Origin of the sequence: Amycolatopsis jiangsuensis, from assembly GCF_014204865.1 — a bacterium.
Lineage (GTDB): Bacteria > Actinomycetota > Actinomycetes > Mycobacteriales > Pseudonocardiaceae > Amycolatopsis > Amycolatopsis jiangsuensis.
The window spans coordinates 4,310,716-4,336,174 of record NZ_JACHMG010000001.1 but is presented as its reverse complement, the minus strand read 5'-3'; the positions used below and the strand labels follow the sequence as shown (position 1 = coordinate 4,336,174).

The following is a 25,459-nucleotide window of genomic DNA, read 5'->3' as shown; positions in this document are numbered from 1 at the left end:
ACCGCGCAGGGGCCCGAGCCACCTGCGACGCGATTCACAGGTGTGGTTCAGCGAAGGCTGTCCAGCAGCGCCCGCAGCTGCGTGAGCATCGTTTCCGGGCGGGCAGGGGCGACGTTCACGTAGCGGTCGTAGCCGGGTTCCTCGCTGAACGAGAAGAGATAACGGCCGTGCTGGGTGTCGTAGTAGGTGCAGACGTTGCCGCCGGCGTCGCGCCGGCCGCCCAGTCCGTCGCGAGTGGCCGCGCTGATCTGGCCGGCCCCGGTGCGCGGGAGCAGGGCCACGTCCATGACCCGCCGCACGTCGCGTCGCGCCGGTCCGCCGTCGACGGCCAGCTTCAGGTCGGATTCCGGCACCGACATGCCCGGCCCGGTCGCCGGCGGCACGCTGGGCAGCTCACCGATCAGCTCCTCGGCGAGCGCGTCCGGACGCGCCGGGCGCACCAGCACCCGGCCCGAGGCGGGCACGTGGCAGGCGAGTACCGCGTCCGTTCCGGCGGCGGCCACCACCAGCCGGTAGCGCCGGGCGGGGCGGGCCTCGACGGTCGCGGAGAGTTCGCTGGTGCCGCGGCACAGCACCGTCATGGTCCGGACGAAGTCCTCGCGCGGACCGCCGCGGGCCCAGACGCCCTGATCGGCCATGGCCTGCACCGCGGCGTCGCGGTAGCCGCGCGCCTCCTCCGGGGCCCGCCACACCGGGTCGGGGGACAGCGCCGCCGGAAGCGATACGCCGGCCAGCTCCGCCGCGAGCGGCAGGCAGTCGGCCGGCAGCAGCAGCTCGCGTTCGAGCACGAGCATCGTCAGAGCCCGATCACCGGCGGGGCGGCCTTGGGCAGCTTGCCGATGAGCGCGTCGTCGGGATCGGCCTCGAGCAGGTAGTCGGGAGTCTTGTGTTCCTTGTCCTCTTCGCCCTTGCCGCCGCGGCCCATCCCGCCGGCCCCCATCCCGGGCGCACCCGCACGGCCACCGGCGCCGGCCGAGCCGCCCGCGCCCGCGCGGCCGGCGGACTCGGCGTTGCCGAACGCGCCGCTTCCGGTGCCCGCGCCTCGGCCGAGGCTGTTGCCGGCGTTGCTTCCGGCGCTGTTGCCGGCGTTGCTTCCGCCGCTGCCGAAGCCGCCACGCCCGCCGGTGACGGAACCACCACGCCCGCTGGTACCGGAGCCGCTGCCGCTGCCGCCGGAGCCACCCGGACCGTAGCCACCGGCGCCGCCTGGGCCGCCGCCGAACCCGCCCGGCCCGAAGCCGCCGGGGCCGGAGCTGTTGCCGCCGCCGGTGGGGTGCCAGGTGTTGTGCGTGGTGGTCGTGTCGGGCGGAACGTAACCGGACGTCGTTGTCGTGTCAGGCATCCGGCCGGGTTGTGGGGCGCCTCCGGGCTCACTCCAGCCCTGCTGCTGGCCGCTGTGCCCGTTCGAGGAAGCGCCGTGCGTGCCGCCGGAACCAGGTGTGCCGCCGGAACCGGTGGTGCCGCCGGAACCGGTGGTGCCGCCGGAACCGGTGGTGTCGCCGGTTCCGCCGCTGTAGCCGACCGCGTGGCCGCCGCCGGTGTCCGCGGTACCGCCGGACCCGCCCGGGGTGTAGGCGGAGGGCAGGTGCGCGGTCCCGCCGCCACCTGGCTGGGTGACGGAGAAGTCGCCTCCCGCCGAGGGCAGCGCCAGCTGACCGTACTGGGAGGGATCACTCCACCGGCCGGAGTTGTCGGTGGACTGACCGTGGTAGAGCTCGTAACTGTCGGTGACTTCCTGGGCTTTCTGATTCCACGCGTCGATCTCGTCGGACCGGTTGGACAGGAACGAGAAGGGGGTGCCACTGACCCAGTCGTCGGCCGGCTTGTCGCCGAGGTCGCCGACGGACTGGATCTTGGCGTGCAGGTCGTTGAAGGAACTGCCTTGGCCGGTGTAGAGGTTCTGTGCCTGCTGCAGATGCTGCCCGCTGGTCTGGGAGGCCTGAACGAGCGGCCCGGCCCCGGCGTAGGCCTGGCCGGCCGAGTCGCCTTCCCAGTACTGCCCCATCTTGCCCTGCAACTGCACCATCCGGTCGGCGATGTCACTGTGCCGCTGGGACAGGCCGGTCGCGACGGTGGCGCCCTGGTACATGCCGTCGGATCCCTTGCCGCCGTTGACCAGCTTGACGATCTCTTGGGGAGAAAGCCCCATCACGCACCTGCCTTGATCGTAGCCACCGCGGCTTCCGCGACTTTCGTTACCAATGAACACGGATCACTGTAAGAGGATGAACTCGGTCGGAGAAGCGACGACACTGAGAAAGCTTCATCGCTGGTGACGCCGACGAAAATCTGACATGCGCCGTTCTTTCGGTCATCCGAAACGTCAGAAAAAGCGGCAGGATAACCGAAGACGTCAGGCGCTGCTTCAAAGTAGCCTGCGCTGGATCCGCTACTGTTTCCGTAGACGGTCGTCAATCCTCCCTGGCCAGGAAGAAACCCGAGACTGACGCCATTGTTGTCGCTGTCGAACCAGTCGCATGCGGGTGCGACGTTACTGTCGTTCTTCCTGCTTCGCGCCGCGTTGAATACCTGAGTGGCTTGTGTTTGGGTGAGCGCGGAACACGGGTCTTGCTCGTACTTGGTGACGTCGAGCGGAGTGGTCACCTGCGGCACCTTGGGTCCTGTGCTGGACGGCGACGTGGGTGCGTTGCTCGAGGTCGCCGGATTCGATGTGCCGGACTCGGACGAGCAGGCCGTTGCGCTGAGCAACAGGATGCCGGCGGTCAAGGTGCGGGCGATCGTTTTCGTCACCGGGTCATCCTTGCTTGTCGAGGCCGTGAGTGTTCGCCTGGTCTTGCTGCTCGTACTTGGCGATGGCTTGCTTCAGCTGATCCGCGTAGCCCTGGGCGTACGCGTGCTGTTGCATGAGGCTCTCGACATATGCATCGGCATGACTGTCGGCGGCTTGCTTTTGCATGGTGCTGGCTGGGTCTTCGGCAGGCTTCGAGATGCCCTTCATCTGCCGCCCATCGCGGACCATACTGAAAAGTTCGTCCGCGATGTCCTGCCAGTCCGGGAGCAGGGACTTCATCGCGCCGATGTCCATCTTGAAGCCGCCGCCGGCGGCAGCGGCGTTGACCTTGGCGTCTTCGGCGGCGCGCCGCTGGTAGATGTGCGTGCCGGCGGTGTTCATCGCCTCGTTGTACTGCTTGTCCTGCCGGTCGCGCAGGGCTTGCTCCTCCGGGCTGAGATACCCGGCGCGCCCATCCGGCGGCTGCTCGTCACCCGACGACTGGTCCGTACCCGACGACTGGTCGTTGCCCACGACGGCGCTCCCCCTTGCCCCACTTCCGGCTGCACTGCTCGCGGCCGCCGGCACTCTGACCGAGCATAATCGGTTGCGGTTCCCGATGCGGGCAAAATCCCCCGGTCAGGCAAACCGTGACCTTCTCCTCGGGCCTCGGTGTGGAAGCCCTGCTCAGCGTGGGTGTGTCCGGGGTGGTCGGAACAGTTGTGGATACCGACCTTCCGGCGGCTGCCGACGGCCGCAGGACTACCCTGGGAAATCGTGCTGGTACTGGCGATCGACACGGCGACCCCGGCGGTGACCGCGGGGATCGTCGCGGTCGATGACACCGAACTCGTCACCCGGGCCGACCGGGTCACGGTGGATCCGCGGGCGCACGGTGAGCTGATCGCCCCGCATGCGCTCGCTGCCGCCGAGGCCGCCGGGATCACGCTGCGCGACCTCGAGGCAATCGTTTGCGGCGTGGGTCCCGGGCCGTTCACGGGTCTGCGGGCGGGCATGGCGACTGCGGCCGCGTACGCGCATGCGCTCGGCATCCCGGCGTACCCCGTGTGCAGCCTCGACGCCATCGCGGCCGACGTGGTGCGTACGGACCGGCCGTTCCTGGTCTTCACCGACGCGCGGCGACGCGAGGTGTACTGGGCGGCGTACGACGCATCAGGCGTGCGCGTGGACGGCCCGCACGTACAGCGTCCTGCGGAGGTGAGCGCGGAGGCCCGCGTGGCGGCAGGAGACGGCGCGCTGCAGTACGCGGACGCTGCCGGTGTCGTGCCGATCGAGCCGCGCTTCCCGTCGCCGACAGGCCTGGTGCGAGCCGCCCGCGAACAACTGCTCGCGCGTACGGAGCCAGAGCCGCTGACGCCGCTGTACCTGCGCCGTCCGGACGCTGTGGAACCCACTGCGCGCAAGCGGGTGACCGCGCCGTGAAGCTGGATCAACTGCGCCCCGCCGACGTCGCGAAGTGCGCGGAGATCGAGAAGGTCCTCTTCCCCGGCGATGACCCGTGGAGCAGCCGCGCGTTCCAGTCCGAACTCGATCAGGGCTACTACTACGTGGCCGCGCGTTCGGACGACGGCGCGGAGCTGCTGGGCTACGCCGGGCTGGCCGTAGTCGGCCGCCGCGGCGACTACGAGGCGGAGGTGCACACCATCGGCGTGGTTCCGCACGCGCAGGGGCAGGGCATCGGCAAGGCGCTGCTGCGTGCGTTGTTGACGCAGGCCGACGAGGTGAGCGCGCAGGTGTTCCTCGAGGTGCGCACCGACAACGACCCCGCTGTGCGCCTGTACGAGGCGCACGGCTTCCAGAAGCTCGGCATCCGGAAGCGGTACTACCAGCCTTCCGGGGCCGACGCGTTCACCATGGCCCGCCCCGCGCAGGCCCCGGCACGAGACGAGGTGGCCCGCTGATGTCCCGCGTCATCATGGGCATCGAAAGTTCCTGTGACGAGACCGGTGTCGGCCTCGTCCGGCTGCACGACGACGGTGCGGTGGAGCTGCTCGCGGACGAGGTCGCGTCGAGCGTCGACCAGCACGCGCGCTTCGGCGGCGTGGTGCCGGAGGTGGCCAGCCGGGCGCATCTGGAGGCCATGGTGCCCACCGCGGAGCGGGCGTTCGGCACTGCCGGGCTGAAGCTGTCCGATGTGGACGCCATCGCGGTCACCGCGGGTCCCGGTCTTGCCGGAGCGTTGCTGGTGGGTGTTTCGGCGGCGAAGGCGTACGCCTCGGCCCTGGGCGTGCCGCTGTACGGCGTGAACCACCTCGCCGGGCACATCGCGGTGGACACCCTGCAACACGGGCCGCTGCCCTCGCCGGTGCTCGCGCTGCTGGTGTCCGGCGGGCACACGCAACTGCTGCGGGTCGACGACATCGCGTCCCGGATCACCGAACTCGGCTCCACTGTGGACGATGCGGCGGGCGAGGCGTACGACAAGGTGGCCCGCGTGCTGGACCTGCCTTATCCCGGCGGTCCACCGATCGACAAGGCGGCCAAACAGGGCAACTCCTCGGCGATCGCGTTCCCGCGCGGGATGACCGGCCCACGGGACGCGAAGTTCGACTTCTCCTTCTCCGGCTTGAAAACGGCGGTCGCGCGCTGGGTGGAGAACGCCGAGCGCACGGGCGCCGACGTCCCGGTGAACGACGTGGCCGCGTCCTTCCAGGAGGCGGTCGCGGACGTGCTCACCGCCAAGGCGATCCGCGCCGCCCGTGAACAGGGCATCGGCACCCTGGTGATCTCCGGCGGCGTGGCCGCGAACTCCCGGCTGTCCGAACTGGCCGCGGAACGCTGTGCCGAGGCGGGTATCGAACTGCGGGTGCCGCGCCCGCGCCTGTGCACGGACAACGGCGCGATGATCGCGGCGCTGGGTGCGCACGTGGTGGCAGCGGACCGCGCGACGACGCCGATGGACTTCTCCGCCAATCCGGCGTTGCCGGTGCAGACAGTGTCCCTCTGAAGGCGGTCCCTCTGACCACGTCGGCGAGCGGCGAAGCTCAGCCGGCCGTGGCCCGCAGATTCGCGGTGGCAGCCGGGTCCGCGAGACCCAGCAGCGCCTCGATCGCCGCCGCCGACCGGATGGCCGCGGAGCCGTCGCCGTAAGGGTTCGCGGAGGTCGCCGCGTGGAGTTCCCCGGACAGCACTCGTCCGGCGGTGCTGGTGATCAGGTCCGCGTCCGTGCCCACCAGCCAGGCACAGCCCGCCGCCACCGCCTCCGGGCGTTCCGTCGTGTCGCGCAGGATGAGGACCGGGGTGCCGAACGTCGGCGCCTCCTCCTGGACACCGCCGGAGTCGGTGAGCACGAGTGTCGCGAGGCGCAGCGCGCGGACCAGGTCCGGGTACTCCAGCGGCTCGGTGACGGTGACCCGGGGAACCTCGCGCAGCGCCGTTTCCACCTGTGCGCGCACCGCCGGGTTCGGGTGCGCAGGGAAGAGCACCTGGACCCGCGGGTGCGCGTCGACGATCCGGCGCACCGCGGCCAGCGTGTGGGACAGCGGCTCGCCCCAGGACTCGCGGCGATGCGAGGTGACCAGCATCAGCTGCTCGCCAGCCTCGGCGATCCCCATCTCCAGCAACGCCAGCGCCGGATCGCGGGCGGGCAGGTCGCGGGCGGCGATGGCGAGCACCGCGTCGACCACGGTGTTGCCGCTGACCACGATTCGCTCGGCCGGGATGCCCTCGGCACGCAGCTTCGCGGCCGCGGCCGGTCCCGGGGTCAGGTGCAGCGCGGCGATCCGGGAGATCATCTGCCGCGTGCCCTCCTCCGGGAACGGGGAGGTCAGATCGTGCGTGCGAAGCCCGGCCTCCAGGTGCACCACGGGAATGCCGAGCCAGAACGCAGTGAGCGCGCCGGCCAGCGCGGTGGCTGTGTCACCCTGCACGACGACGGCGCCAGGTGCGTACCGCCGCAACGCTTCATCGAGTGCGGGCAGCATCCCGGACATCAGCTCCGCCTGCGTGCCGGACACCCGCGGCGGTATTTCCAGCCAGCCGTCCACGGCGCGCTCGAACGGCGCCAGCGCCTGCTCGACCATGTCCGGGTGCTGCCCGCTGTGCACGAACAGCGGCCGCAACCCGGGGCGCGCGTCCAGCGCCTTGGCCAGCGGCGCCAGCTTGACCGCCTCCGGCCGGGTCCCGGCCAGCAACATCACGTCCACCACTTTCACCCTTTCGAGTGTCCCGGACGACCGGGCTGCCGGCTGGGTGGTGCCGGTCAGGTCTGCGCGGGTGAGCCGCGATCACCGAGCGGCACCGTGATCCACAGCCGAGGTCGACGCGGGGATACCCACGTCACGGCCGCCGACACCGACCGCACGGACGCGAGCGGCGTCGGCGGGGCGGTGTCAGAGCGCCGGGCGCAACTGCACGTCGTCCAGGTTGACGTACTCGACCCGGTGGCCGAACTGGATCTCCACGTACTTCGTCGTGCCGCGCACCACGACATGGTCCGCGGGGTCGAAGGTGGTGGCGGAGAAGTACTCCGAGCCGACCACTCCGCCCACCGCGTACTTCTGGCCGGCCGCCAGCGTGTACGGCATCGGCTCGAGGTCCTGCGCCGGCACGTTCGACGGGTAGGCCGACGCCTCCGGGTACGCGCGGCCGTAGACCGGCACGCTCGCCCGGCCAGGCTTCGGCGTGGCCACCATGCCGCCGGCGGGCAACGCGGTGGGTGCGGTGCGCGGGTTGTGGAACCAGCCCTTCTGGCCGAGGTACCAGACCGCGGTCCAGTCACCCTGGGTGCCGGCGACCGCGTACTTCTGGCCGGTCGCCATCCGGCTGCCCACATCGGACACATCCATTGTGGACGGATCGGTGCCGTGCAGTCCGGCGTCGTTCAGCAGCGGCGCGGTGTCGCTCGGCGCGGTGTGCAGGACGACGGCCTCGGAACTCGTGGCAGCACAAGGGTTTCCGGAGCCGATCTCGTCGCAGCCGGTGAAGGTGAGCTGGTTGCGCTCGAACGAGGGCGCGATGGTGACCAGCCCCGAGCCCGGACGCCCGGTCGGCCGCAGCGGGGCGCCGAGCAGGTCGAAGTAGTGCGCCCAGTCCCAGTAGGGGCCCGGGTCCCAGTGCATGCCCGCGATGGTCGACGGGGTCGTGCCGGGCACGTTGTCGTGGCCGATGATGTGCGCGCGGTCGAGCGGGATCCCGTAACGCCGGGCGAGGTAGCCGACGAGCTTGGCCGACGACCGGTACATCGCCTCGGTGTACCAGGTCCCCTTCGCGCCGAAGCCCTCGTGCTCGACGCCGATCGACTTCGAGTTCACGTACCAGTTTCCCGCGTGCCAGCCGACGTCCTTCGTCGGCACGTGCTGGGCGATCCGGCCGTCGGACGAACGCACGGTGTAGTGCCAGGCGAGGTAGGTGGGGTCCTGCGCCAGCTTCAGCGCCGCGTCCCAGCTGGTTTCGGTGTCGTGGATGACGATGTAGTCGATCTTCTGGCTCCGCGGGCGGTCCGCGAGGTCGTGGTTGCCATAGCTGCCGTCGGGGTTTTCCTGGTACGGCGCGGGCACGGATTCGCACGCCACCGACTTCGGGCATTCCGCGCCGGCCGGTGCGTCGGCGCGCAACCCCAGCCGTGCGACCTGCGACCGGTCAGGCGTGCCGGCCGACGCGGCCGTCAGCGTGACGGTCTGGCCGTCGTCCGTGATGCGGGACATGCCTTTGCTGATCATGTCGAAGACCTCGTCGGCGAACGTACGGGCAGCCGTCGCGTCCTCAGATCCGCTGTACCGCGCGACGGCTCCGTACCAGTCCTTCGCGTCGGCACTGTGCACGCCGAGCTGCTGCTGATAGCGCGCGAGCAGCGCCGCGCCACCGCGGATGTTCTCTGCGGCGTCCGTACGCAGCTTCGCCGCGTCGGTGTGCAACAGCGCGGCAGCCTCGTCGACGGTCTGCAGACCCGGCGGGGGAGCGGTGGGCTTGGCGGCCACCGGGTGCAGCGCGGGACGGGCGTCGTCACCGCGCGGATCTTCGCCGCTGTCGAACTCGCTGCCGAGCCCGCCGGCCGCGCGCAGGTCGGTGAGGTGCATCGGGCCATACCCGGCGGACGTGCTCGGCGTACCCGCGTGGGAGTCCCAGCGGGACTCCAGGTAGGACACGCCGAGCAGCACGTTCAGCGGTACGCCGAACTCCGCGGCCGCGGAGCCGAACTCCTGCTGCCGCGAGGACGGGCCCGCGTGCGCGGGAGCGGCCAGGCTTCCCGCGAGCACCACTGAAGCCCCGGCGGCGGCCAACCACCGGGGAAGCTGCGAAACCGGACGCGACATGGCGGGAACCCCCAGGATCGGATGCCGTTCGGTAGGAATCTAACCGCAACCGCCCCGGTGGGTAAGCCCCGGCCGGCGCGATGAGCCCGAGCGGCCCCGCCGCCGGTCAGGCGCTTACCGGTAAGGTTTCACCCCGTCGAACGGACCCTCCTTGCGAAGCTGGCACTCCCGTGGCTAGAGTGCTAATTGCACGGCCCGGACACGCCCCGGCACCCGCGACGGCGGGGGTGGTATGAGCCGTAAGTCATCATGCCGACGCTTTCGACGACCGTGGAGGTCAACCCGGTGAGCGTGAACATCAAGCCGCTCGAGGACAAGATCGTTGTCCAGACGAGCGAGGCCGAGGAGACGACCGCTTCCGGCCTCGTCATCCCCGACACCGCCAAGGAGAAGCCCCAGGAGGGCAAGGTTCTGGCCGTGGGCCCGGGCCGGATCGACGACAAGGGCAACCGCGTGCCGCTCGACGTGGCCGTGGGCGACGTCGTCATCTACTCCAAGTACGGCGGTACCGAGGTCAAGTACAACGGTGAGGACTACCTGATCCTCTCCGCCCGCGACGTGCTGGCCGTCATCAACTGACGTTCGCTCGCAGCGCAATGACGCCCCGGGCCCCGCTCAAGCCGGGGGACGGGGCGTTCTTGCGTTCGAAAGACTCCGAAAGGTAAGCGGTAAACGCTATGCCCAAGCAGATCAGTTTCGACGAGGACGCTCGTCGCGCGCTCGAGCGCGGGGTGAACAAGCTCGCCGACGCGGTGAAGGTCACCCTCGGCCCGCGCGGCCGGCACGTCGTCCTCGACAAGAAGTTCGGCGGCCCGACGATCACCCTCGACGGCGTCACCGTCGCCCGCGAGGTCGAGCTCGACGACCCGTTCGAGAACCTCGGCGCGCAGCTGGCCAAGAACGTCGCCACCAAGACCAACGACGTCGCCGGGGACGGCACCACCACCGCCACGGTGCTGGCGCAGTCGCTGGTGAAGCACGGTCTCCGCAACGTCGCCGCCGGCGCCAACCCGACCGCGGTCGGGCTGGGCATCGAGGCGGCTGCGGAGAAGGTCGTCGAGGTGCTCAAGGCCAAGGCCACCCCGGTCAAGGGCCGTGACAACATCGCCCAGGTCGGCACCGTGACCTCGCGCGACGCCACGATCGGCCAGCTGCTCGGCGAGGCCGTCGAGCGGGTGGGCGAGGACGGCGTGATCACCATCGAGGAGTCGTCCACGCTGGCGACCGACCTGGTGATCACCGAGGGCGTGCAGTTCGACAAGGGTTTCCTGTCGGCGCACTTCGCCACCAACCCCGAAGAGCAGCGCTCGACCCTCGAGGACGCCTACGTCCTGCTGTACCGCGAGAAGATCTCGGCGCTGGCCGACCTGCTCCCGCTGCTGGAGAAGGTCGTCGAGGCCAAGAAGCCGTTGCTGATCATCGCGGAGGACGTGGACGGCGAGGCGCTGTCCACCCTCGTGGTGAACTCGCTGCGCAAGACGATCACCGCGGTCGCGGTCAAGGCGCCGTTCTTCGGCGACCGCCGCAAGGCGTTCCTGGACGACCTCGCCGTGGTCACCGGTGGTGAGGTCATCTCCGCCGAGATCGGCCGCAAGCTGTCCGAGGTCGACCTCGGCTCGCTCGGCCGGGCCCGCCGCATCGTGGTCACGAAGGACGACACCACGATCGTCGACGGCGCGGGCACCAAGGACGCCATCGCCGGCCGGACCGCGCAGATCCGCAAGGAGATCGAGACCACCGACTCCGACTGGGACCGCGAGAAGCTGCAGGAGCGGCTCGCGAAGCTCGGCGGCGGCGTGGCCGTGATCAAGGTCGGCGCGGCCACCGAGACCGAGCTGAACGAGCGCAAGCACCGCATCGAGGACGCCGTGGCCTCCACCAAGGCGGCCGTCGAGGAGGGCATCCTGCCCGGCGGTGGTTCGGCGCTGGTGCACGCGGTCAAGGAACTCGAAGGCGGCCTCGGCCGCACCGGCGACGAGGCCACCGGCGTGGCCATCGTCCGCGACGCGCTCACCGCCCCGCTGTTCTGGATCGCGAGCAACGCGGGCCACGAGGGCGCGGTCGTGGTGAACAAGGTCCAGGAGCAGAGCTGGGGGCACGGCTTCAACGCCGCCACCGGCGAGCTCACCGACCTGATCGCGGCCGGCATCGTCGACCCGGTCAAGGTGACCCGCTCGGCCGTCGCCAACGCGGCCTCCATCGCCCGGCTCGTGCTCACCACGGAGAGCTCCGTGGTCGAGACGCCTGCCGAGGAGGAGCCCGAAGCCGGTCACGGGCACGCGCACTGACGGTTTCGCACCAGCCGGGGCGGCACTCCCTTCGCGGGGTGCCGCCCCGGCTGTTTTTCGCGGTGGCGTCCACGATCCCCGCCCAGAAGCGACGCTTCCGTCGCGGTGTGGCCCGGAGACGGCGAAGGGCGGCGTCCGATGTGGACACCGCCCCTTCCGCGCCGGGCCGAGGAATCAGCTGTGCGCCATGGTCAGCGCGCGTTTGTCCTGCCGGATGAGGTTCTCCCGCTCCGATTCGGAGAGGCCGCCCCAGATGCCGTAGGGCTCGTGTACGGCGAGGGCGTGGTTGCGGCACAGGTCCAGCACCGGGCAGGACAGGCAGATCGCCTTCGCCCTCGCCTCACGCCGTGCCCTCGCCGGCCCGCGCTCTCCGTCGGGGTGGAAGAAGGACGCGCTGTCCATCCCCCGGCACGACCCCTCCAGCTGCCAGTCCCACATGTCCGCATTGGGGCCGGGGAGCCTGCGCGTGTCTGCCATCCTGACCGCCTCCGTCATCCGGTCGATGCCATTAGCTGCTCTGCTGTGGTGCCGATACTCCATTCGGTGCAACGGCGGTAACGTTAGAAGCGCGCCAATAGTTGTTCAATAGATCGGCGGCGATTCAGCCGTTAGGCATCCCCCGGATGTGTGAGCTGGGCTTTTGGCTCGGGTTGCCGCGACCGCGGGTGGCCTGGATATTGGCCGGGTGGGATCCGGATCGAGCGAAGGAGAACCCACCCTGCCGGTGGCCTCGGTCGCCCGCCGGCTCGGGGTTGCCCCGTCCACTCTGCGAACCTGGGACCGCCGCTACGGTCTCGGCCCCAGCCTGCACACCGACGGCCGGCATCGTCGCTACGGCAGCTCCGACGTCGGCCGTCTCGAACTGATGCAGCGCGCCTTGCTTCGTGGCGCGTCCACTGCCGAAGCGGCGCGGTACGCGTTGGAGCAGATGCCGCGGGTCGAAGCCGCGCCTGTGGTGCCGGAACCGGCCGCAGTCGCGCGGCCGGCCCCACCGTCGGACGACGGTGAAGTCCCGTCACGGCTCGCGCGCCGGCTGAGTACAGCAGCGTTGGCGATGGACGTCGGCGCGGTGCAGCGGATGCTCGCCGACGCCGTCCACGAACTCGGCGTGCTGGCGGCGTGGTCCGGGGTGATCGACCCGGTGCTCAGCGCGCTCGGCGCGCGGTGGCGTGGGGTGCACGCGGGCGCCGAAGTGGAGTACCTGCTGGCGGAGTGCGTGTACGCAGCCTTAGTGCGCGCGACACCGGTCCTCAACGAGCCGCGTAACCAGCGTCCGGTGTTGCTCGCGTGCGTACCCGAAGAGCGCGACACGATGCCGATGTACGCACTGTCGGCCGCATTGGCGGGGCGAAGGGTCGGTACGCATCTGTTCGGCGTACCGCTACCCGCGGAGGTGCTCGCGGTGACTGTACGCAGGAGCGCGCCGGCTGCCGTCGTGCTGTGGGCTCGTCGCCGTGCCGTCGCCGACCCACGCCTGTTTGCACGAGTGTCCCGCGGCCGCCAACGCAGCCGCCTGTTCGCCTGCGGCCCCGGCTGGGACGCGGCCGCGTTGCCGGTGAAGGTCGAACTGCTGCCCGACCTGCCTGCCGCCACCGACCGCGTCGAACACGTTCTTGTCGGTGGTCCGCGCTAGAAAGGTCGGGTGGACGAAGCGACCCTGACCACCCTCGCCTTCGGCGACCCGCCTGCTGCCGACGACCTTCGGCGGCCATTCGGCGTCCGTCCGGAGAGCACACCGAGGCACCGCCTGCTGGCCGCGATCGTCCTGGGCGCGCACGGTCACTACGCGGCCGCGACCACCGTCCTCGACCGTCTGCGACGTGAGCGTGATCCGGTGGTGGCCTCCCTGGCCGCGAGCACCCTCGCCTCGCACCGCCGGCAACTCGGCGGCCACACAGCGGCCCGGAAACTGGACGGAGCGGCACTGCTGACCGCGGGATTCGCGGAGGGTTCGGGCGGCTCCGGCGGTTTCGGCGGTTCTGAGCCGGGCATTGCCGGGTCGGATGCCGCCGACGCCGACGGGCTCGATCTCGTCGGTGCGCGGGCCGATGCGTTGCTCGGGCTGGCGGCCGACAATCTGGCGCTCGGGCGGATCGATGCGGCTCGGCGGCTGGCCGTCCGGGCCGCCCGGGTGGATCGGCGGTGGCGGGCCGCGGTGCGGTGCGGGTGGGTCGCCGCCGAGATCGAGCTCGCCGACGGGCAGGCGGCGGCCGCCGTCGCGCCGGCTCGGCGGGCGCTCGAAATCGCGCGCGCCCGCGGTGCGCGCCGGCATGCGGTGAAATCCGCGATCGTGCTCGGGGTGGCGTTGTCCGCCGCGGGTGAACCCGGCGCGCTCGATCTCGTCGTCACGGCCGTCGAGGAGACCGAAAAATACGAACTTCATTCACTTTCTTGGGTGGCCACGAGGGTGGCCGCGGATCTGGATGCCGGACACGCCGAGGAGTATCGATTCAGGAGCCAGCAAGTGTTGCACCCAGTGTTACAGCAAGCTGATCCTTGCGTGATGCAGATCGCACGGGCCTCCCCGTGGGTCCCGGCGGAAGCCGGGTGAGCCCGTCCGAAAGGGGGTTCCGGCATCCGGGCTAAGAAACTTCAAAAAAAGCCACCGGATCGTGTCAAGGTTCGAGCTAAAGCGTCCGATAGGGGAAGTGGAATGTCACCCGGCTGCAGGAAGGAAACCCCGTGACGACGGTCTTGATCTGCGACGACCGACGCAGTGTCCGCGAAGGGCTCACCCGTGTGATGTCCGCGGTCCCAGGGGTCAGTCGCATCGACTGCGTAGCGCACGGTGACGAGCTGCTGGCCCGGTACACCCGTCAGCCGGTCGACGTCGTGCTGGTCGGTACCCAGCGCGCGGTCCCGACAGGCGTCGAAGCCACCCGTCGGCTCGTCTCTGCCAACCCCCAGGCGAACGTCATCGTCTTCGGTGCCCCGGACGACGCGGGCAGCATCGCCGCCGCGATCGCCGGCGGTGCCCGCGGCTACCTGCGCTGGGACGCGTCGCGTCCGGAGCTGGTCGCCGCACTGGCGCACACGCTCGCGAGCACCTCGGTGCCCGCGCCGCGGCAGCCGTCCGACCCTGGCGTCCAGCTCACCGAGCGCGAGCTGCAGGTGCTGCGCGGCATGAGCCAGGGCAAGAGCAACGGCCAGATCGGCCGCGAGCTGTACCTGTCCGAGGACACCGTCAAGACGCACGCGCGCAGGCTGTTCCGCAAGCTCGGCGTACGCGACCGTGCCCAGGCCGTGGCCCACGGCTTCCGCCGCGGTCTGGTCTCCTGACGCCGCAGCCGGCCGACCAGGACGGGGTTGCCGAACCGAAACCGCGGTGACGACGGGCCAGGGTGAAAGCCCTGGCCCGTACCTGTGTCTCCGCCCGCCGTCCGGTACCGCTGCGACTTCGCCCCTCGCCCGCCCGCTCGGGACGGCGCAGGCTACGGCCATCCGGACCGAATCGTGCGAACCCGACCGCGGCGTGCCAGCGGCGGCCCGCTGGGTGGGGCGCTGTGGCCTCGCCGGGCTGGGCAACGCCGTGACCCCGGTTCGGGACGCGGTGGCCAGTCAGGTGGGGGCGTTGTGGGCAGTGCGGTGACGCTGTGGCCAAGCTGCGTGGGACTGCTGTGGCCCGTGCCGGGCGGCGCTACGCCGTGACCCCGGGTGGGGACGCGGTGGTAAGTCAGATGGAGGCGTCTGTGGCCTGCGCCAGGCGGGGCAACGCTGTGCCTCCGGATCGTGACGCTGTGGTCAGCCGGGCGATGGCGCGGTGGTCAGGCGAGGGCGCCGCGCCGGGCTGGCACGGCCACGACTGGCACGGCCACGACTGGCACGGCCACGACTGGCACGGCCACGACTGGCACGGCCACGACTGGCACGGCCACGACTGGCACGGCCACGACTGGCACGGCCACGACTGGCACGGCCACGACTGGCACGGCCACGACTGGCACGGCCACGACTGGCACGGCCACGACCGGCACGGCCACGACCGGCACGGCCACGACCGGCACGGCCACGACCGGCACGGCCACGACCGGCACGGCCACGACCGGTCGCGACGCCGCCCGACACCACCGATGGCACCAACGGCCCGACACCGGCCGAAACACACCGTCGGCACGGTTTGGTTGCCTGGGTGGACCGTGGTTCTTCCCACTTCACCTGGTGAACCGTCGGTAGACTGGTCGTGCCGGGCCTCGACCTGCGAGGATGGGGCGTCCGGGGCAGGTCCGGACAGAATGCGGCTCGCCGGTCGCCACCTCTGGCGGTTGTCCGGGGCGGCTCCGACGGTACGGTGACTGTGGCCGGCGAATGGCTGGAAGACCACGCGCCGGATTCTTTGCACGCCTACACGTAACACTGGGACTGTTGTCTGCGATGGCCACTGTGGGGGATGGACTGGAAGAGCCGGTCGCCGCTGCTGTCGAGGGAGACCCTCAAGCAGTCGAGCGGCTGCTCGCGGCCATCCGTCCGCTCGTAGTGCGGTACTGCCGCGCTCGGGTTGGCAGGCAGGAGCGGTCATTCGCTTCGGCAGACGACGTTGCGCAGGAGGTGTGTCTCGCGGTGCTCACGGCGTTGCCAGCGTATCGCGACCAGGGCCGCCCCTTCCTGGCGTTCGTCTACGGTATCGCGCAGCACAAGGTCGCGGACGCGCATCGCGCGGCGGGTCGCAACCGGGCGGATCCGGTCGCCGAGATCCCGGACGAGGTCGAGACCGGCGTCGGCCCGGAACAACGTGCGTTGCAGGGCGAGCTGAACGAGCGGATGGCGCAGTTGCTGCAGGTGCTGCCGGAGAAGCAGCGGGAGATCGTCGTGCTGCGGGTCGTGGTGGGGTTGTCGGCGGAGGAGACCGCGGAAGCCGTCGGGTCCACTCCCGGGGCCGTCCGCGTCGCCCAGCACCGCGCGCTGGCCCGGCTGCGCAAGGTGCTCTCCGCCGAGGAGGTGATCTGAGTGGCCGATTCCGACGACCGCGACCTGACGCCTTCCGCGCAGACCGGCGGGACGACCGGCTACGACGCCGAGGCCGACGGTGACCTCACGGCGATCCAGGCCGACGACGCGTTGCTCGACGCACTCGGCGGAACCGACCCCGCGATCGCCGACGGCCTCGGTGACCAGGAGCTCAACGCGTTGCTGCTGTCCTGGCGCCGGGACATCGACAGCGAACCGCTGGCCGAGCTGGTCGACATCGACACCGCGGTCACCACCGTCAAACAGGCCACGCTGGTGCGCCGGCACGCCGGCCGCAGCCGAAGACGACGCATCCTCATCCCGGTGGCCGCCGCGTGCGCCGCCGCCGCGATCGCGTTCACCGGCACCGGCCTGGCCGCCCGTGACGCCCAGCCCGGCGACACGCTGTGGGGCCTTACGAAAGTCCTCTACGGCGACCACGCCCGCTCGGTCGAGGCCGCCGCGGCGGCGAAGCTCGACCTGGAGAAGGCCAATCTCGCGCTGGCGGACAACCGCCTCGCCGACGCCCGGCGCGCTCTCGACGACGCGCAGGCCGCGCTGAACCAGGTCACCGACGCGGAAAACCGCGATCAGCTCATGGAGCAGCACCGCCAGCTGGCCGCACAGCTCGGCACGCCGAGTTCGCCGCCCGGCGGACAGCTGCCCACCTCGCAGGCGAGCGCACCGCCGCCGAAGGACTCGTCGACGAGCCAGCAGCAACAGCCCAGTGGCCAGCCGACGTCGCTGCCCGGCTCCGGCACCACCAGCCTGCCGACCACCACGACGTCACCGCCGCCCGACGAGTCGAGCACCAGCGAGCCGCCGCCCAGCACGAGCGTCACCGGCAACGATCCCGGCTCCGGCTCAGGCAGCAACGGCAGCCCACGCAACGAGTCCTCGCAGAACGGCGGCGAAGCACCGAACGGCGACCCAGCCGGTTCGTGACCCACGCCCGGCGAGCACGGCAGCGCCCGGCCAGGGCAGGGCGCGGCAGAGGCACGGCAGTGCCCGGCCAGGGTTCGACGCGGCACCGGCCCATCGTCCGGAACCGACATATGCCCGGGACCACGGGTTCACGGCGCGGAACCAGCCCCATTCCGACTGGCCGTGCAGGGCCACGGCTGCCCCCCATTCCGACTGGCCGTGCAGGGCCACGGCTGGCCCGCGTCCCGGCTGGGCCGTGCGCGGTTACGGCTGGCCCCGCGTCCGGACAGGGCCGTGCGCGATTGCGGTCAACGCCTCGTCGCCCGGCGTGGCGTGTGCCCGCGGACTGCACCCCGGCCGACGTGACCCGAACGGGTTGTCCACACCGGCCATCCCCTGTGGACATCCCTGTGGACAACTTCACGGGCACGTCAAAAAGCCCTGGTGAGTGACCTCACCAGGGCTGTGCGCCGAACGTCAGTAAGCGCTCTCGTTCGCCGTGACTCCGTCGGCGAAGCCGCGGCAGTAGTCCCAGCTCACGTAGTCGCCCGGGTTCGGGTCGAAGGCCGGTTCGTGCGGCCGCATCCGGCCGTCCGAGAGGAGCTGTTCCAGGCTGGCGCGCAGCAGGTGCCAGTCGTGGTAGTGGGGTTCGTCGCATTCACCGCAGTCGACCACGATGCCGCGGACCCCGCGCGGCTCGAGAAGAGCCTGGTACACGGCGAGATCGGACAGGTCGGCCAGCAGTTCGGTGCGTTCGTCCGGGCTGATCGGCTCGTCCGGGTGGTCGTCGGAATCGAGGATGGACCGGGCCGGGTCTTCCGGATCGTCCTCGAACGGGTCGGGAGGCAACACGTCGTGCGGCACGGCCCGCAGGTTACCCGCAGTGTGGCGCCCGTCCCCACCCGCCCGGGCCGGGGTCGCGGCCCGGATATCATGAGGAGAAGGTCCGAGCCAGTCCACCGCCGCTCCGCTCACTCCCGTCAGGAAGGCCCTTCGCCCGCATGACCAGCGAAAGCATCACCCCCGCCGTGCCCAGCAAGTTCGCGATGCTCGGCCTCACCTTCGACGACGTGCTGCTGCTGCCTGCCGAATCCGACGTGGTGCCCAGCGCGGTGGACACGAGCACCCGGCTCAGCCGCAACATCACGCTGGGCGTACCGCTCGTGTCGGCCGCGATGGACACCGTCACCGAGGGCCGGATGGCGATCGCGATGGCCCGCCAGGGCGGGATGGGCGTGCTGCAGCGCAACCTGCCGATCGAGGAGCAGGCCGCGGCGGTCGAGGTCGTGAAGCGGTCGGAGGCCGGGATGGTCACCGACCCGGTCACCTGTTCGCCGGACGCCACGCTCGCCGAGGTCGACGCGCTGTGCGCCCGGTTCCGGATCTCCGGCGTGCCGGTCACCGACGCCTCCGGTGCGCTCGTGGGGATCATCACCAACCGCGACATGCGGTTCGAGGTCGACTACACGCGCCTGGTCAGCGAGGTCATGACGAAGGCGCCGCTGGTCACCGCGCAGGTCGGCGTCACCGCGGAGGCCGCGCTCGGCCTGCTGCGCCGGCACAAGATCGAGAAGCTGCCGATCGTCGACGGCGCGGGCAAGCTGCGTGGCCTGATCACGGTCAAGGACTTCGTGAAGACCGAGCAGTACCCCAACGCCAGCAAGGACCCGGACGGCCGGCTCATCGTCGGCGCCGCGGTGGGCGTGGGCGCGGACGGGCACAAGCGCGCCATGGCGCTCGCCGAGGCGGGTGTGGACGTGCTGATGGTCGACACCGCGCACGGTCACTCCCGCGCCGTGGTCGACACCGTGCGGCTGCTGAAGAAGGAACTCGGCGACACCGTCGACGTCGTCGGCGGCAACGTCGCGACCCGCGCGGGCGCGCAGGCGCTGGTGGACGCCGGGGTGGACGGGGTGAAGGTCGGCGTCGGCCCGGGCTCGATCTGCACCACGCGCATCGTCGCCGGCGTCGGCGTGCCGCAGATTTCCGCGATCTACGAGGCCGACCAGGCCGCGCGCCCGGCCGGGGTGCCGGTGATCGGCGACGGCGGCATCCAGTACTCCGGCGACATCGCGAAGGCACTCGCGGCCGGCGCGTCCACCGTGATGCTGGGCAGCCTGCTCGCCGGTACCGCGGAGTCGCCCGGTGACCTGATCCTGGTCAACGGCAAGCAGTTCAAGGTCTACCGCGGGATGGGTTCGCTGGGCGCCATGCAGTCGCGCGGCGAGGCGAAGTCCTACTCCAAGGACCGCTACGCCCAGGACGACGTGCTCAACGAGGACAAGCTGGTGCCCGAAGGCATCGAAGGCCGCATCCCGTTCCGTGGCCCGCTCGCGAACGTGGTGCACCAGCTCGTCGGCGGCCTCCGGGCGGGCATGGGCTACGCGGGCGCCACGACGATCCCGCAGCTGCAGGAAGCGCAGCTGGTGCGGATCACCGCGGCCGGCCTGAAGGAAAGCCACCCGCACGACATCACGATGACCGTCGAGGCGCCCAACTACACCACCCGCTGACCCGGCGCCGCCGTCCGGCCAGACTGGGTCCTTCGCGGAGACGGACGTTTCCGGAAAGGGCGGGCGGACATGCGGATTTCACGACGGTTCGCGGTGACGGTGGCCACCGCGGCGTTACTCGGCGCGGGCGGCGCAGTGGCGGCGACGGCGGCCGCGGACCCCGCTCCGCCGCCGGCGAGCACAGCGGACGGGGCACCCGGTGAGGTCTGGAAACGCACCGAGCTGTACTTCGGCACCGGCAGGCCGGACGGCGGGGTGGTCACCGAGCGGGAGTTCGCGGACTTCACCGCCACCGAGGTCACGCCACGCTTCCCGGACGGGTTCACCCAGCTCGAGGGCACTGGGCAGTGGCGTTCCGGAGCGGGAGCGATCACCAGGGAACGCTCCGTCGTGCTCGTGCTGCTGTACCCGTTCACCGACCGCGACGCGAACGCCGACCTGGAGCGGATCCGTTCCGACTACCGGAAGCTGTTCGACCAGGAGTCGGTGTTGCGGACTGATTCGGTGGCCCGCGTCTCGTTCTGAAACCGCCCCCCGTGCGCAGGTCACCGACGCGGACTGGCGACAATGGACCCCGTTGTCGTCGGCGCGAGAAGGGACATCACGTGCGGGATCTGGTCGAGATCGGCATGGGCCGCACCGCGCGGCGGGCGTACGGCCTTGACGAGGTGGAGATCGTGCCGTCACGGCGGACACGGTCCTCGTCGGTGGTCTCCACCGCGTGGCAGATCGACGCGTACCGGTTCGACCTGCCGCTGGTCACCCACCCCACGGACGCGATCGTCTCGCCCGGCACCGCGGTCGCGATCGGCGAGCTGGGCGGACTGGGCGTGCTCAACGCCGAGGGCCTGTGGGCGCGCCACGCGAACGTCGAGGAAGCGATCTTCCGGCTCGTGCGTGCCGCCGAGGACAGTGAGGACCCGACCGCGGTCGTGCGCGAGCTGCAGGAGCTGCACTCCGCGCCGATCCGGCTGGACCTGCTGACCGAGGCGATCAAGACGATGCGCGAGTCCGGGGTCACGGTCGCCGCGCGGGTGAGCCCGCAGCACGCCGCCGAGCTGACCCCGGACCTGCTGGCCGCGGGCGTGGAAATCCTCGTCGTGCAGGGCACGATCATTTCCGCCGAACACGTGCAGCGCGACGCGGAACCGCTCAACCTCAAGGAGTTCATCGGCCGGCTCGACGTGCCGGTGATCGCGGGCGGGGTCAGCGACTACCGCACCGCGATGCACCTGATGCGCACCGGCGCGGCCGGCGTCATCGTCGGCCACGGCTATTCCGAGGGCGTCACCAGCACCGACCGCGTGCTGGGCATCGGGGTGCCGATGGCCACCGCGATCGTGGACGCCGCCGCGGCCCGTCGCGACTACCTCGACGAGACCGGCGGCCGTTACGTGCACGTGCTCGCCGACGGCGGCATCACCACTTCCGGCGACATCGCGAAGGCCATCGCCTGCGGTGCGGACGCCGTGATGCTCGGCGCGCCGCTGTCGGCCGCTTCGGACGCACCGGGTCAGGGCCTGTACTGGACGGCCGCGGCCGCGCACCCGTCGCTGCCGCGTTCCCGCGTGGTCGCCGGCCCGGACTCGGACTACGCGGTGGACCTGAAAACGCTGCTCTTCGGCCCTTCCTCGGACGCGGAGGGCGTGGTGAACCTCTTCGGCGCGCTGCGTCGCGCGATGGCCAAGACCGGCTACTCGGACCTGAAGGAGTTCCAACGCGTCGGCCTGACCGTGCGCGGCTGAGCGGCCGACGTGACCTAACTGGCCGGTAACTTACCTCTGGTCAGGAGGATCCGGCGGGGTTACGCTCCAAGGTGTGACTGCCAGTAACACCACCACAGGGCGGAACGAGCCGGACTACGACGTCGTCGTGGTGGGCTCCGGGTTCGGCGGCAGTGTCGCGGCGCTGCGGCTGACCGAGAAGGGCTACCGGGTCGCGGTCGTCGAGGCCGGGCGGCGCTTCGCCGACGACGAGTTCGCGAAGACGTCGTGGGATCTCAAGCGCTACCTCTGGGCCCCGCAGCTCGGTTGCTACGGCATCCAGCGCATCCACCTGCTCAACGATGTGATGGTGCTGGCGGGCGCGGGCGTCGGCGGAGGTTCGCTGGTGTACGCGAACACGTTGTACCGCCCGCTCGAGCCGTTCTACGCCGACCGGCAGTGGGCGCACATCACCGACTGGGAGTTGGAGCTGGCGCCGCACTACGACCAGGCCAGCCGGATGCTCGGGGTGGTCACGAATCCCACGATCACGCCGTCGGACGTGGTGATGCGCCAGGTCGCGCGCGACATGGAGGTGGCCGGATCGTTCCACCCGACCCCGGTCGGCGTGCACTTCGGCAGGCCGGGGGAGTCGGTACCGGACCCGTACTTCGGCGGTGCCGGACCGGACCGCGTCGGCTGCACGGAATGTGGCTCGTGCATGACCGGCTGCCGGGTCGGGGCGAAGAACACGCTGGTGAAGAACTACCTGTACCTCGCGGAGAAGGACGGCGCGCAGGTCATTCCGCTCACCACGGTCACGTCCGTGCGCCCTGGCGGCGCGGGTTACGAGATCAGGCTGCAGAAGACCGGTACCCGCTCGAAACGGTTCCGCACCACCGTCACCGCCTCACAGGTGGTGTTCGCCGCCGGTACCTGGGGCACGCAGAACCTGCTGCACCGCATGAAGGACACCGGTGCGCTGCCGAAGCTCTCCGGCAGGCTCGGGGAGCTCACGCGCACGAACTCCGAGGCCATCATCGGCGCCGGACGCACCACTGTGGACGAGAACCGCGACTTCAGCCGGGGCGTCGCGATCACCTCGTCGATTCACCCTGACGAGAACACCCACATCGAGCCGGTGCGCTACGGCAAGGGCAGCAACGCGATGAGCCTGCTGCAGACGATCGCCACCGACGGGTCCTCCCCGGTGCCGCGCTGGCGGCAGGCGGTCACGTTCCTGGTCAAGCATCCGGTGCAGGCCGCGAAGCTGCTCAACGCGCACCGGTGGAGCGAGCGCACAGTGATCCTGCTGGTGATGCAAAGCCTCGACAACTCCATCACCACCTACACCCGGCGCGGCCTGTTCGGGCGTCGCAAGTACACCTCCCGGCAGGGGCACGGCGAGCCGAACCCCAGCTTCATTCCGGCCGGGCACGAGGCGAACCAACGAGCCGCCGAGCACATCGGCGGCATCGCCGGCGGCACCTGGGGCGAGATCTTCGACATCCCGCTCACCGCGCACTTCATCGGCGGGGTACCGATCGGCGACAGCGCGGACGCCGGTGTGATCGACCCGTACCACCGGGTCTTCGGCTATCCCGGGCTGTCCGTTGTGGACGGTTCGGCGATCACTGCGAACCTCGGCGTGAACCCGTCGCTCACCATCACGGCGCAGGCCGAGCGGGCGTTCTCGTTCTGGCCCAACAAGGGTGAGCCGGACCGCCGGCCGGACCAGCGCGAGGGCTACCGGCGGTTGGACCCGGTGGCCCCGAAGAACCCGGCGGTTCCGGCGGACGCACCTGCCGCGCTGCGTCGCTGAGCCCTACTATCGCCTGGTGAACGCAACTGCGGTCGACCGCATCCGGGAGCTGCACGAGGAGTGGGAACGGGTTGCCCGCGACCTGCCCGCGGAGGCGTTCGGCGCGCCGAGCGCCCTGCCCGGCTGGACACGTGCGCACCTGCTCACCCACCTCGCCCGCAACGCCGACGGCCTCGGCAACCTGCTGACCTGGGCCGAAACCGGCGTCGAGCACCCGATGTACGGTCCCGGCACCGCGCGGGACGACGACATCGAGGCTGGTGCCCGCCGCGGTGGCGAAGAGATCGTTGCCGACGTCGTGACGTCCGGGCGGGCCCTGCTTGACCAGGCCGTGCGGCTGCCGGCCCAGGCGTGGTCCGCGCCGGTGCGTGCCCGCCTCGGGCAGCCGATCACCGGTGCCGACGTGCTCACCATGCGGCTGGCCGAGACCACCATCCACCTGGCCGACCTGGCCGCCGGGCACGATCTCGCCGCCGCCGTCGCCTTGCTCGGCGACCACCTCGACGACGTGGTCGCGAACCTGATCCGGATGTGCCCGCGCCCGCTGCCGTCGTTCCGGCTCGGCGACGGCGTCCGGACCTGGACGGTGGGGGAGGGCGGTGACCTCGTGACCGGCACGCCCGCGACCGTGCTGGCCTGGCTCACCGGTCGTGGCGACGGTGCCGAGCTGAGCGGGCCGGTGCCGGAACTGGCTTCGCTGATCTGAAGCCCGCCGCCGAGTCCGAAAAGGACTCCGCCGCGGCCGTCCGGGTGGCGCAACCGACCGGCCGCCCGTAGCGTCCCACGGGTATGACAGTCGGGAGAAGGACGTTTCTGCGGGCAGCCGGGCTCGGCGCGGTCGGTGCGGCGGCCGCGGCGTGCGGGGCCACGCCGCCGCCCGCGCGGCAGCCGAGCACGTCGGCCACCTCCCTGCCACCTTCGACGAGCGCGAAGCCGTCCGGGCCACCGGACTGGGAGGCCTTGCGTGGCAAGCTGAGTGGCGAGCTGGTGCTGTCCGACGACGGCGGGTTCGCCACCGCGAAACGTGCGTTCAACCCGTTGTTCGACGGCAACAAGCCGGTCGCGGTCGCCAAGTGCACCAAGCCGGAGGACGTGCAGGCCTGTGTGGAAGCGGCGGGTCGCCGGGTGCCGATCGCCGCCCGCAGCGGTGGGCACAGCTACGCCGGATACTCCGCGCCGGACAAGGGTTTGGTCGTCGACGTCGGCGGAATGTCCCAGGTGGACGTCCACGGTGACCAGGTGGTGATCGGCGCCGGTGCCCAGCTCGGTGACGTGTATTCCGCGCTGGCCACGGCCGGGCGCTGTCTGCCCGCGGGCTCGTGCCCGACGGTCGGCATCGCCGGGCTCACCCTCGGCGGCGGCATCGGCGTGCTGACCCGCAAATACGGCCTGACCTGCGATCGGCTCACCTCGGCGCAGCTCGTGACCCCGGACGGACAGCTGCGCACGGCGAGCGCGGACAGCGAGAGCGACCTGTTCTGGGCGCTGCGCGGCGGTGGCGGCGGGAACTTCGGCGTGGTCACGTCCTTCACCTTCGAGACCGTCGAAGCACCGACCGTCACGGTGTTCTCCCTGCACTTCCCGGCCGGTTCGGCCGGCGACGTGCTCGACGCGTGGCAGCGCTGGCTGCCCGGTACGCCGCCGGAGCTGTGGTCGAACATCGTGCTCTCCGGCGGTTCCAGCGTGTCCTGCCGGGTCGGCGGTGCGTTCGTGGGCAGCTCCGCGCAGCTGACGCCGTTGCTGGCCGAGCTGGAAGCCACGCCGTCCAGCCGCACGAGGAAAACGCTGAGCTACGGCGCGGCGATGGACTACTTCTCCGGCAGCTCACAACGGCAGACGTTCGTGGGATCGTCACGGATCATCACCGATCCGGTCGACGGCGGAAAGGTCAGCGACCTCGCCGCCGGACACCAGGGCATGGACCTGCTGATCGACGGCCTCGGCGGCGCGGTCGGCGACGTCGCGCCCACCGACACCGCCTTCTGGCACCGGAAAGCGTTGGCCAGCATCCAGGTCTACGCGCCGGCCACGAGCGCGAACCAGCCGAGCGCGCGCAAGTCGTTGTCCACTGTGGTCAGTGGATTGGCCGACGCGGGCGCGGGTGGCGGCTACGTGAACTACATCGATCCGGACCTGCCGGACTGGAAGGCCGCGTACTACGGCGACAACGCCGGCCGCCTGGACCAGCTCACCCGGACACTCGACCCGGACGGGGTGTTCGCCTTCGCCCAGACCGCGTGACGCAAGGCCTTCCCGGAG

24 protein-coding genes are annotated in these 25,459 nt (G+C 70.9%); 16 read left to right on the top strand and 8 right to left on the bottom strand.

The features are described 5' to 3' along the window. Nucleotides 1-47: 47 nt before the first annotated feature. Genes BJY18_RS19160 through BJY18_RS19145 form a run of 4 tightly spaced genes read right to left on the bottom strand, consistent with a single transcriptional unit; the run spans nucleotide 48 to nucleotide 3,265 of the window. Nucleotides 48-794 (bottom strand): ESX secretion-associated protein EspG, encoded by a 747-nt coding sequence (locus tag BJY18_RS19160; RefSeq protein ID WP_184781276.1) that lies wholly within the window; start codon nucleotides 792-794, stop codon nucleotides 48-50. A gap of 2 nt (nucleotides 795-796) precedes the next feature. Beyond that, a complete protein-coding gene (locus BJY18_RS19155) occupies nucleotides 797-2,149 on the bottom strand; it encodes a hypothetical protein (RefSeq protein ID WP_221457828.1) in 1,353 nt (450 codons plus the stop codon). Beyond that, nucleotides 2,149-2,751, bottom strand: a complete 603-nt coding sequence (locus BJY18_RS19150; RefSeq protein WP_184781274.1) for a DUF3558 domain-containing protein — start codon at nucleotides 2,749-2,751, stop codon at nucleotides 2,149-2,151. The genes BJY18_RS19155 and BJY18_RS19150 overlap by 1 nt, the downstream gene beginning before the upstream one ends. Before the next feature lie 4 nt (nucleotides 2,752-2,755). After that, nucleotides 2,756-3,265 (bottom strand): hypothetical protein, encoded by a 510-nt coding sequence (locus BJY18_RS19145; RefSeq protein WP_184781273.1) that lies wholly within the window; start codon nucleotides 3,263-3,265, stop codon nucleotides 2,756-2,758. Nucleotides 3,266-3,508: 243 nt separating this feature from the next. Between BJY18_RS19145 and tsaB the strand changes: the two genes are divergently transcribed. Genes tsaB through tsaD form a run of 3 tightly spaced genes read left to right on the top strand, consistent with a single transcriptional unit; the run spans nucleotide 3,509 to nucleotide 5,699 of the window. Continuing rightward, a complete protein-coding gene (tsaB, locus tag BJY18_RS19140) occupies nucleotides 3,509-4,174 on the top strand; it encodes a tRNA (adenosine(37)-N6)-threonylcarbamoyltransferase complex dimerization subunit type 1 TsaB (RefSeq protein ID WP_184781272.1) in 666 nt (221 codons plus the stop codon). Then, nucleotides 4,171-4,653, top strand: coding sequence for a ribosomal protein S18-alanine N-acetyltransferase (gene rimI / locus BJY18_RS19135; RefSeq protein WP_184781271.1), 483 nt, complete (start codon nucleotides 4,171-4,173; stop codon nucleotides 4,651-4,653). Before tsaB ends, rimI begins: the two co-directional genes overlap by 4 nt. Then, a complete protein-coding gene (gene tsaD / locus BJY18_RS19130; RefSeq protein ID WP_184781270.1) occupies nucleotides 4,653-5,699 on the top strand; it encodes a tRNA (adenosine(37)-N6)-threonylcarbamoyltransferase complex transferase subunit TsaD in 1,047 nt (348 codons plus the stop codon). The genes rimI and tsaD overlap by 1 nt, the downstream gene beginning before the upstream one ends. Nucleotides 5,700-5,736: 37 nt before the next feature. On the opposite strand, the gene wecB is transcribed toward tsaD, so the two are convergent. Together wecB and BJY18_RS19120 are read right to left on the bottom strand one after the other, a co-directional pair. Next, the gene (wecB, locus tag BJY18_RS19125) at nucleotides 5,737-6,897 is read right to left on the bottom strand and encodes a non-hydrolyzing UDP-N-acetylglucosamine 2-epimerase (protein ID WP_184784713.1); all 1,161 of its coding nucleotides are present in this window, start codon (nucleotides 6,895-6,897) and stop codon (nucleotides 5,737-5,739) included. A gap of 186 nt (nucleotides 6,898-7,083) precedes the next feature. Next, nucleotides 7,084-9,006: an N-acetylmuramoyl-L-alanine amidase gene (locus BJY18_RS19120; RefSeq protein WP_184781269.1), complete on the bottom strand. Its 1,923-nt coding sequence runs from the start codon at nucleotides 9,004-9,006 to the stop codon at nucleotides 7,084-7,086. Between the two features lie 285 nt (nucleotides 9,007-9,291). On the opposite strand from BJY18_RS19120, the gene groES reads away from it, so the two are divergent. Together groES and groL are read left to right on the top strand one after the other, a co-directional pair. Further along, a complete protein-coding gene (gene groES, locus BJY18_RS19115) occupies nucleotides 9,292-9,585 on the top strand; it encodes a co-chaperone GroES (protein ID WP_009072407.1) in 294 nt (97 codons plus the stop codon). A gap of 98 nt (nucleotides 9,586-9,683) precedes the next feature. Next, nucleotides 9,684-11,294 (top strand): chaperonin GroEL, encoded by a 1,611-nt coding sequence (groL, locus tag BJY18_RS19110; RefSeq protein WP_184781268.1) that lies wholly within the window; start codon nucleotides 9,684-9,686, stop codon nucleotides 11,292-11,294. 174 nt (nucleotides 11,295-11,468) lie between these two features. Here the strand turns inward: groL and BJY18_RS19105 are convergent, their stop codons facing one another. Next, on the bottom strand, nucleotides 11,469-11,771 hold the full coding sequence (locus BJY18_RS19105; RefSeq protein WP_184781267.1) for a WhiB family transcriptional regulator: 303 nt from the start codon (nucleotides 11,769-11,771) through the stop codon (nucleotides 11,469-11,471). A 208-nt stretch (nucleotides 11,772-11,979) separates the two neighbouring features. Between BJY18_RS19105 and BJY18_RS19100 the strand changes: the two genes are divergently transcribed. The 5 genes from BJY18_RS19100 (at nucleotide 11,980) to BJY18_RS19080 (ending at nucleotide 17,183) form a co-directional block, all read left to right on the top strand. Then, nucleotides 11,980-12,927, top strand: coding sequence for a MerR family transcriptional regulator (locus BJY18_RS19100; RefSeq protein WP_312873894.1), 948 nt, complete (start codon nucleotides 11,980-11,982; stop codon nucleotides 12,925-12,927). 9 nt (nucleotides 12,928-12,936) lie between these two features. Further along, the gene (locus BJY18_RS19095) at nucleotides 12,937-13,845 is read left to right on the top strand and encodes a hypothetical protein (RefSeq protein ID WP_184781266.1); all 909 of its coding nucleotides are present in this window, start codon (nucleotides 12,937-12,939) and stop codon (nucleotides 13,843-13,845) included. Nucleotides 13,846-13,976: 131 nt separating this feature from the next. Further along, a complete protein-coding gene (locus BJY18_RS19090) occupies nucleotides 13,977-14,573 on the top strand; it encodes a response regulator transcription factor (protein WP_020662719.1) in 597 nt (198 codons plus the stop codon). 1,092 nt (nucleotides 14,574-15,665) lie between these two features. Next, nucleotides 15,666-16,238 (top strand): sigma-70 family RNA polymerase sigma factor, encoded by a 573-nt coding sequence (locus BJY18_RS19085; RefSeq protein ID WP_184781265.1) that lies wholly within the window; start codon nucleotides 15,666-15,668, stop codon nucleotides 16,236-16,238. Beyond that, on the top strand, nucleotides 16,239-17,183 hold the full coding sequence (locus BJY18_RS19080) for an anti-sigma-D factor RsdA (protein ID WP_184781264.1): 945 nt from the start codon (nucleotides 16,239-16,241) through the stop codon (nucleotides 17,181-17,183). A gap of 456 nt (nucleotides 17,184-17,639) precedes the next feature. Here BJY18_RS19080 and BJY18_RS19075 read toward each other — a convergent pair whose 3' ends face one another. Continuing rightward, complete coding sequence (locus BJY18_RS19075) at nucleotides 17,640-18,035, bottom strand: DUF5319 domain-containing protein (RefSeq protein WP_184784711.1); 396 nt, start codon at nucleotides 18,033-18,035, stop codon at nucleotides 17,640-17,642. A gap of 128 nt (nucleotides 18,036-18,163) precedes the next feature. Here BJY18_RS19075 and guaB point away from each other — a divergent pair, with 128 nt between their 5' ends. The 6 genes from guaB to BJY18_RS19045 all read left to right on the top strand — a co-directional run bounded on the left by guaB (nucleotide 18,164) and on the right by BJY18_RS19045 (nucleotide 25,441). After that, complete coding sequence (gene guaB / locus BJY18_RS19070; RefSeq protein WP_184781263.1) at nucleotides 18,164-19,675, top strand: IMP dehydrogenase; 1,512 nt, start codon at nucleotides 18,164-18,166, stop codon at nucleotides 19,673-19,675. Nucleotides 19,676-19,744: 69 nt separating this feature from the next. Next, on the top strand, nucleotides 19,745-20,200 hold the full coding sequence (locus tag BJY18_RS19065) for a DUF3574 domain-containing protein (RefSeq protein WP_184781262.1): 456 nt from the start codon (nucleotides 19,745-19,747) through the stop codon (nucleotides 20,198-20,200). An 80-nt stretch (nucleotides 20,201-20,280) separates the two neighbouring features. Further along, nucleotides 20,281-21,420 (top strand): GuaB3 family IMP dehydrogenase-related protein, encoded by a 1,140-nt coding sequence (locus BJY18_RS19060; RefSeq protein WP_184781261.1) that lies wholly within the window; start codon nucleotides 20,281-20,283, stop codon nucleotides 21,418-21,420. Nucleotides 21,421-21,493: 73 nt separating this feature from the next. Further along, nucleotides 21,494-23,200, top strand: a complete 1,707-nt coding sequence (locus BJY18_RS19055) for a GMC family oxidoreductase (RefSeq protein ID WP_184781260.1) — start codon at nucleotides 21,494-21,496, stop codon at nucleotides 23,198-23,200. A gap of 16 nt (nucleotides 23,201-23,216) precedes the next feature. Then, on the top strand, nucleotides 23,217-23,906 hold the full coding sequence (locus tag BJY18_RS19050; protein ID WP_184781259.1) for a maleylpyruvate isomerase N-terminal domain-containing protein: 690 nt from the start codon (nucleotides 23,217-23,219) through the stop codon (nucleotides 23,904-23,906). Nucleotides 23,907-23,989: 83 nt separating this feature from the next. Beyond that, complete coding sequence (locus BJY18_RS19045; RefSeq protein WP_184781258.1) at nucleotides 23,990-25,441, top strand: FAD-binding oxidoreductase; 1,452 nt, start codon at nucleotides 23,990-23,992, stop codon at nucleotides 25,439-25,441. Nucleotides 25,442-25,459 lie beyond the last annotated feature (18 nt).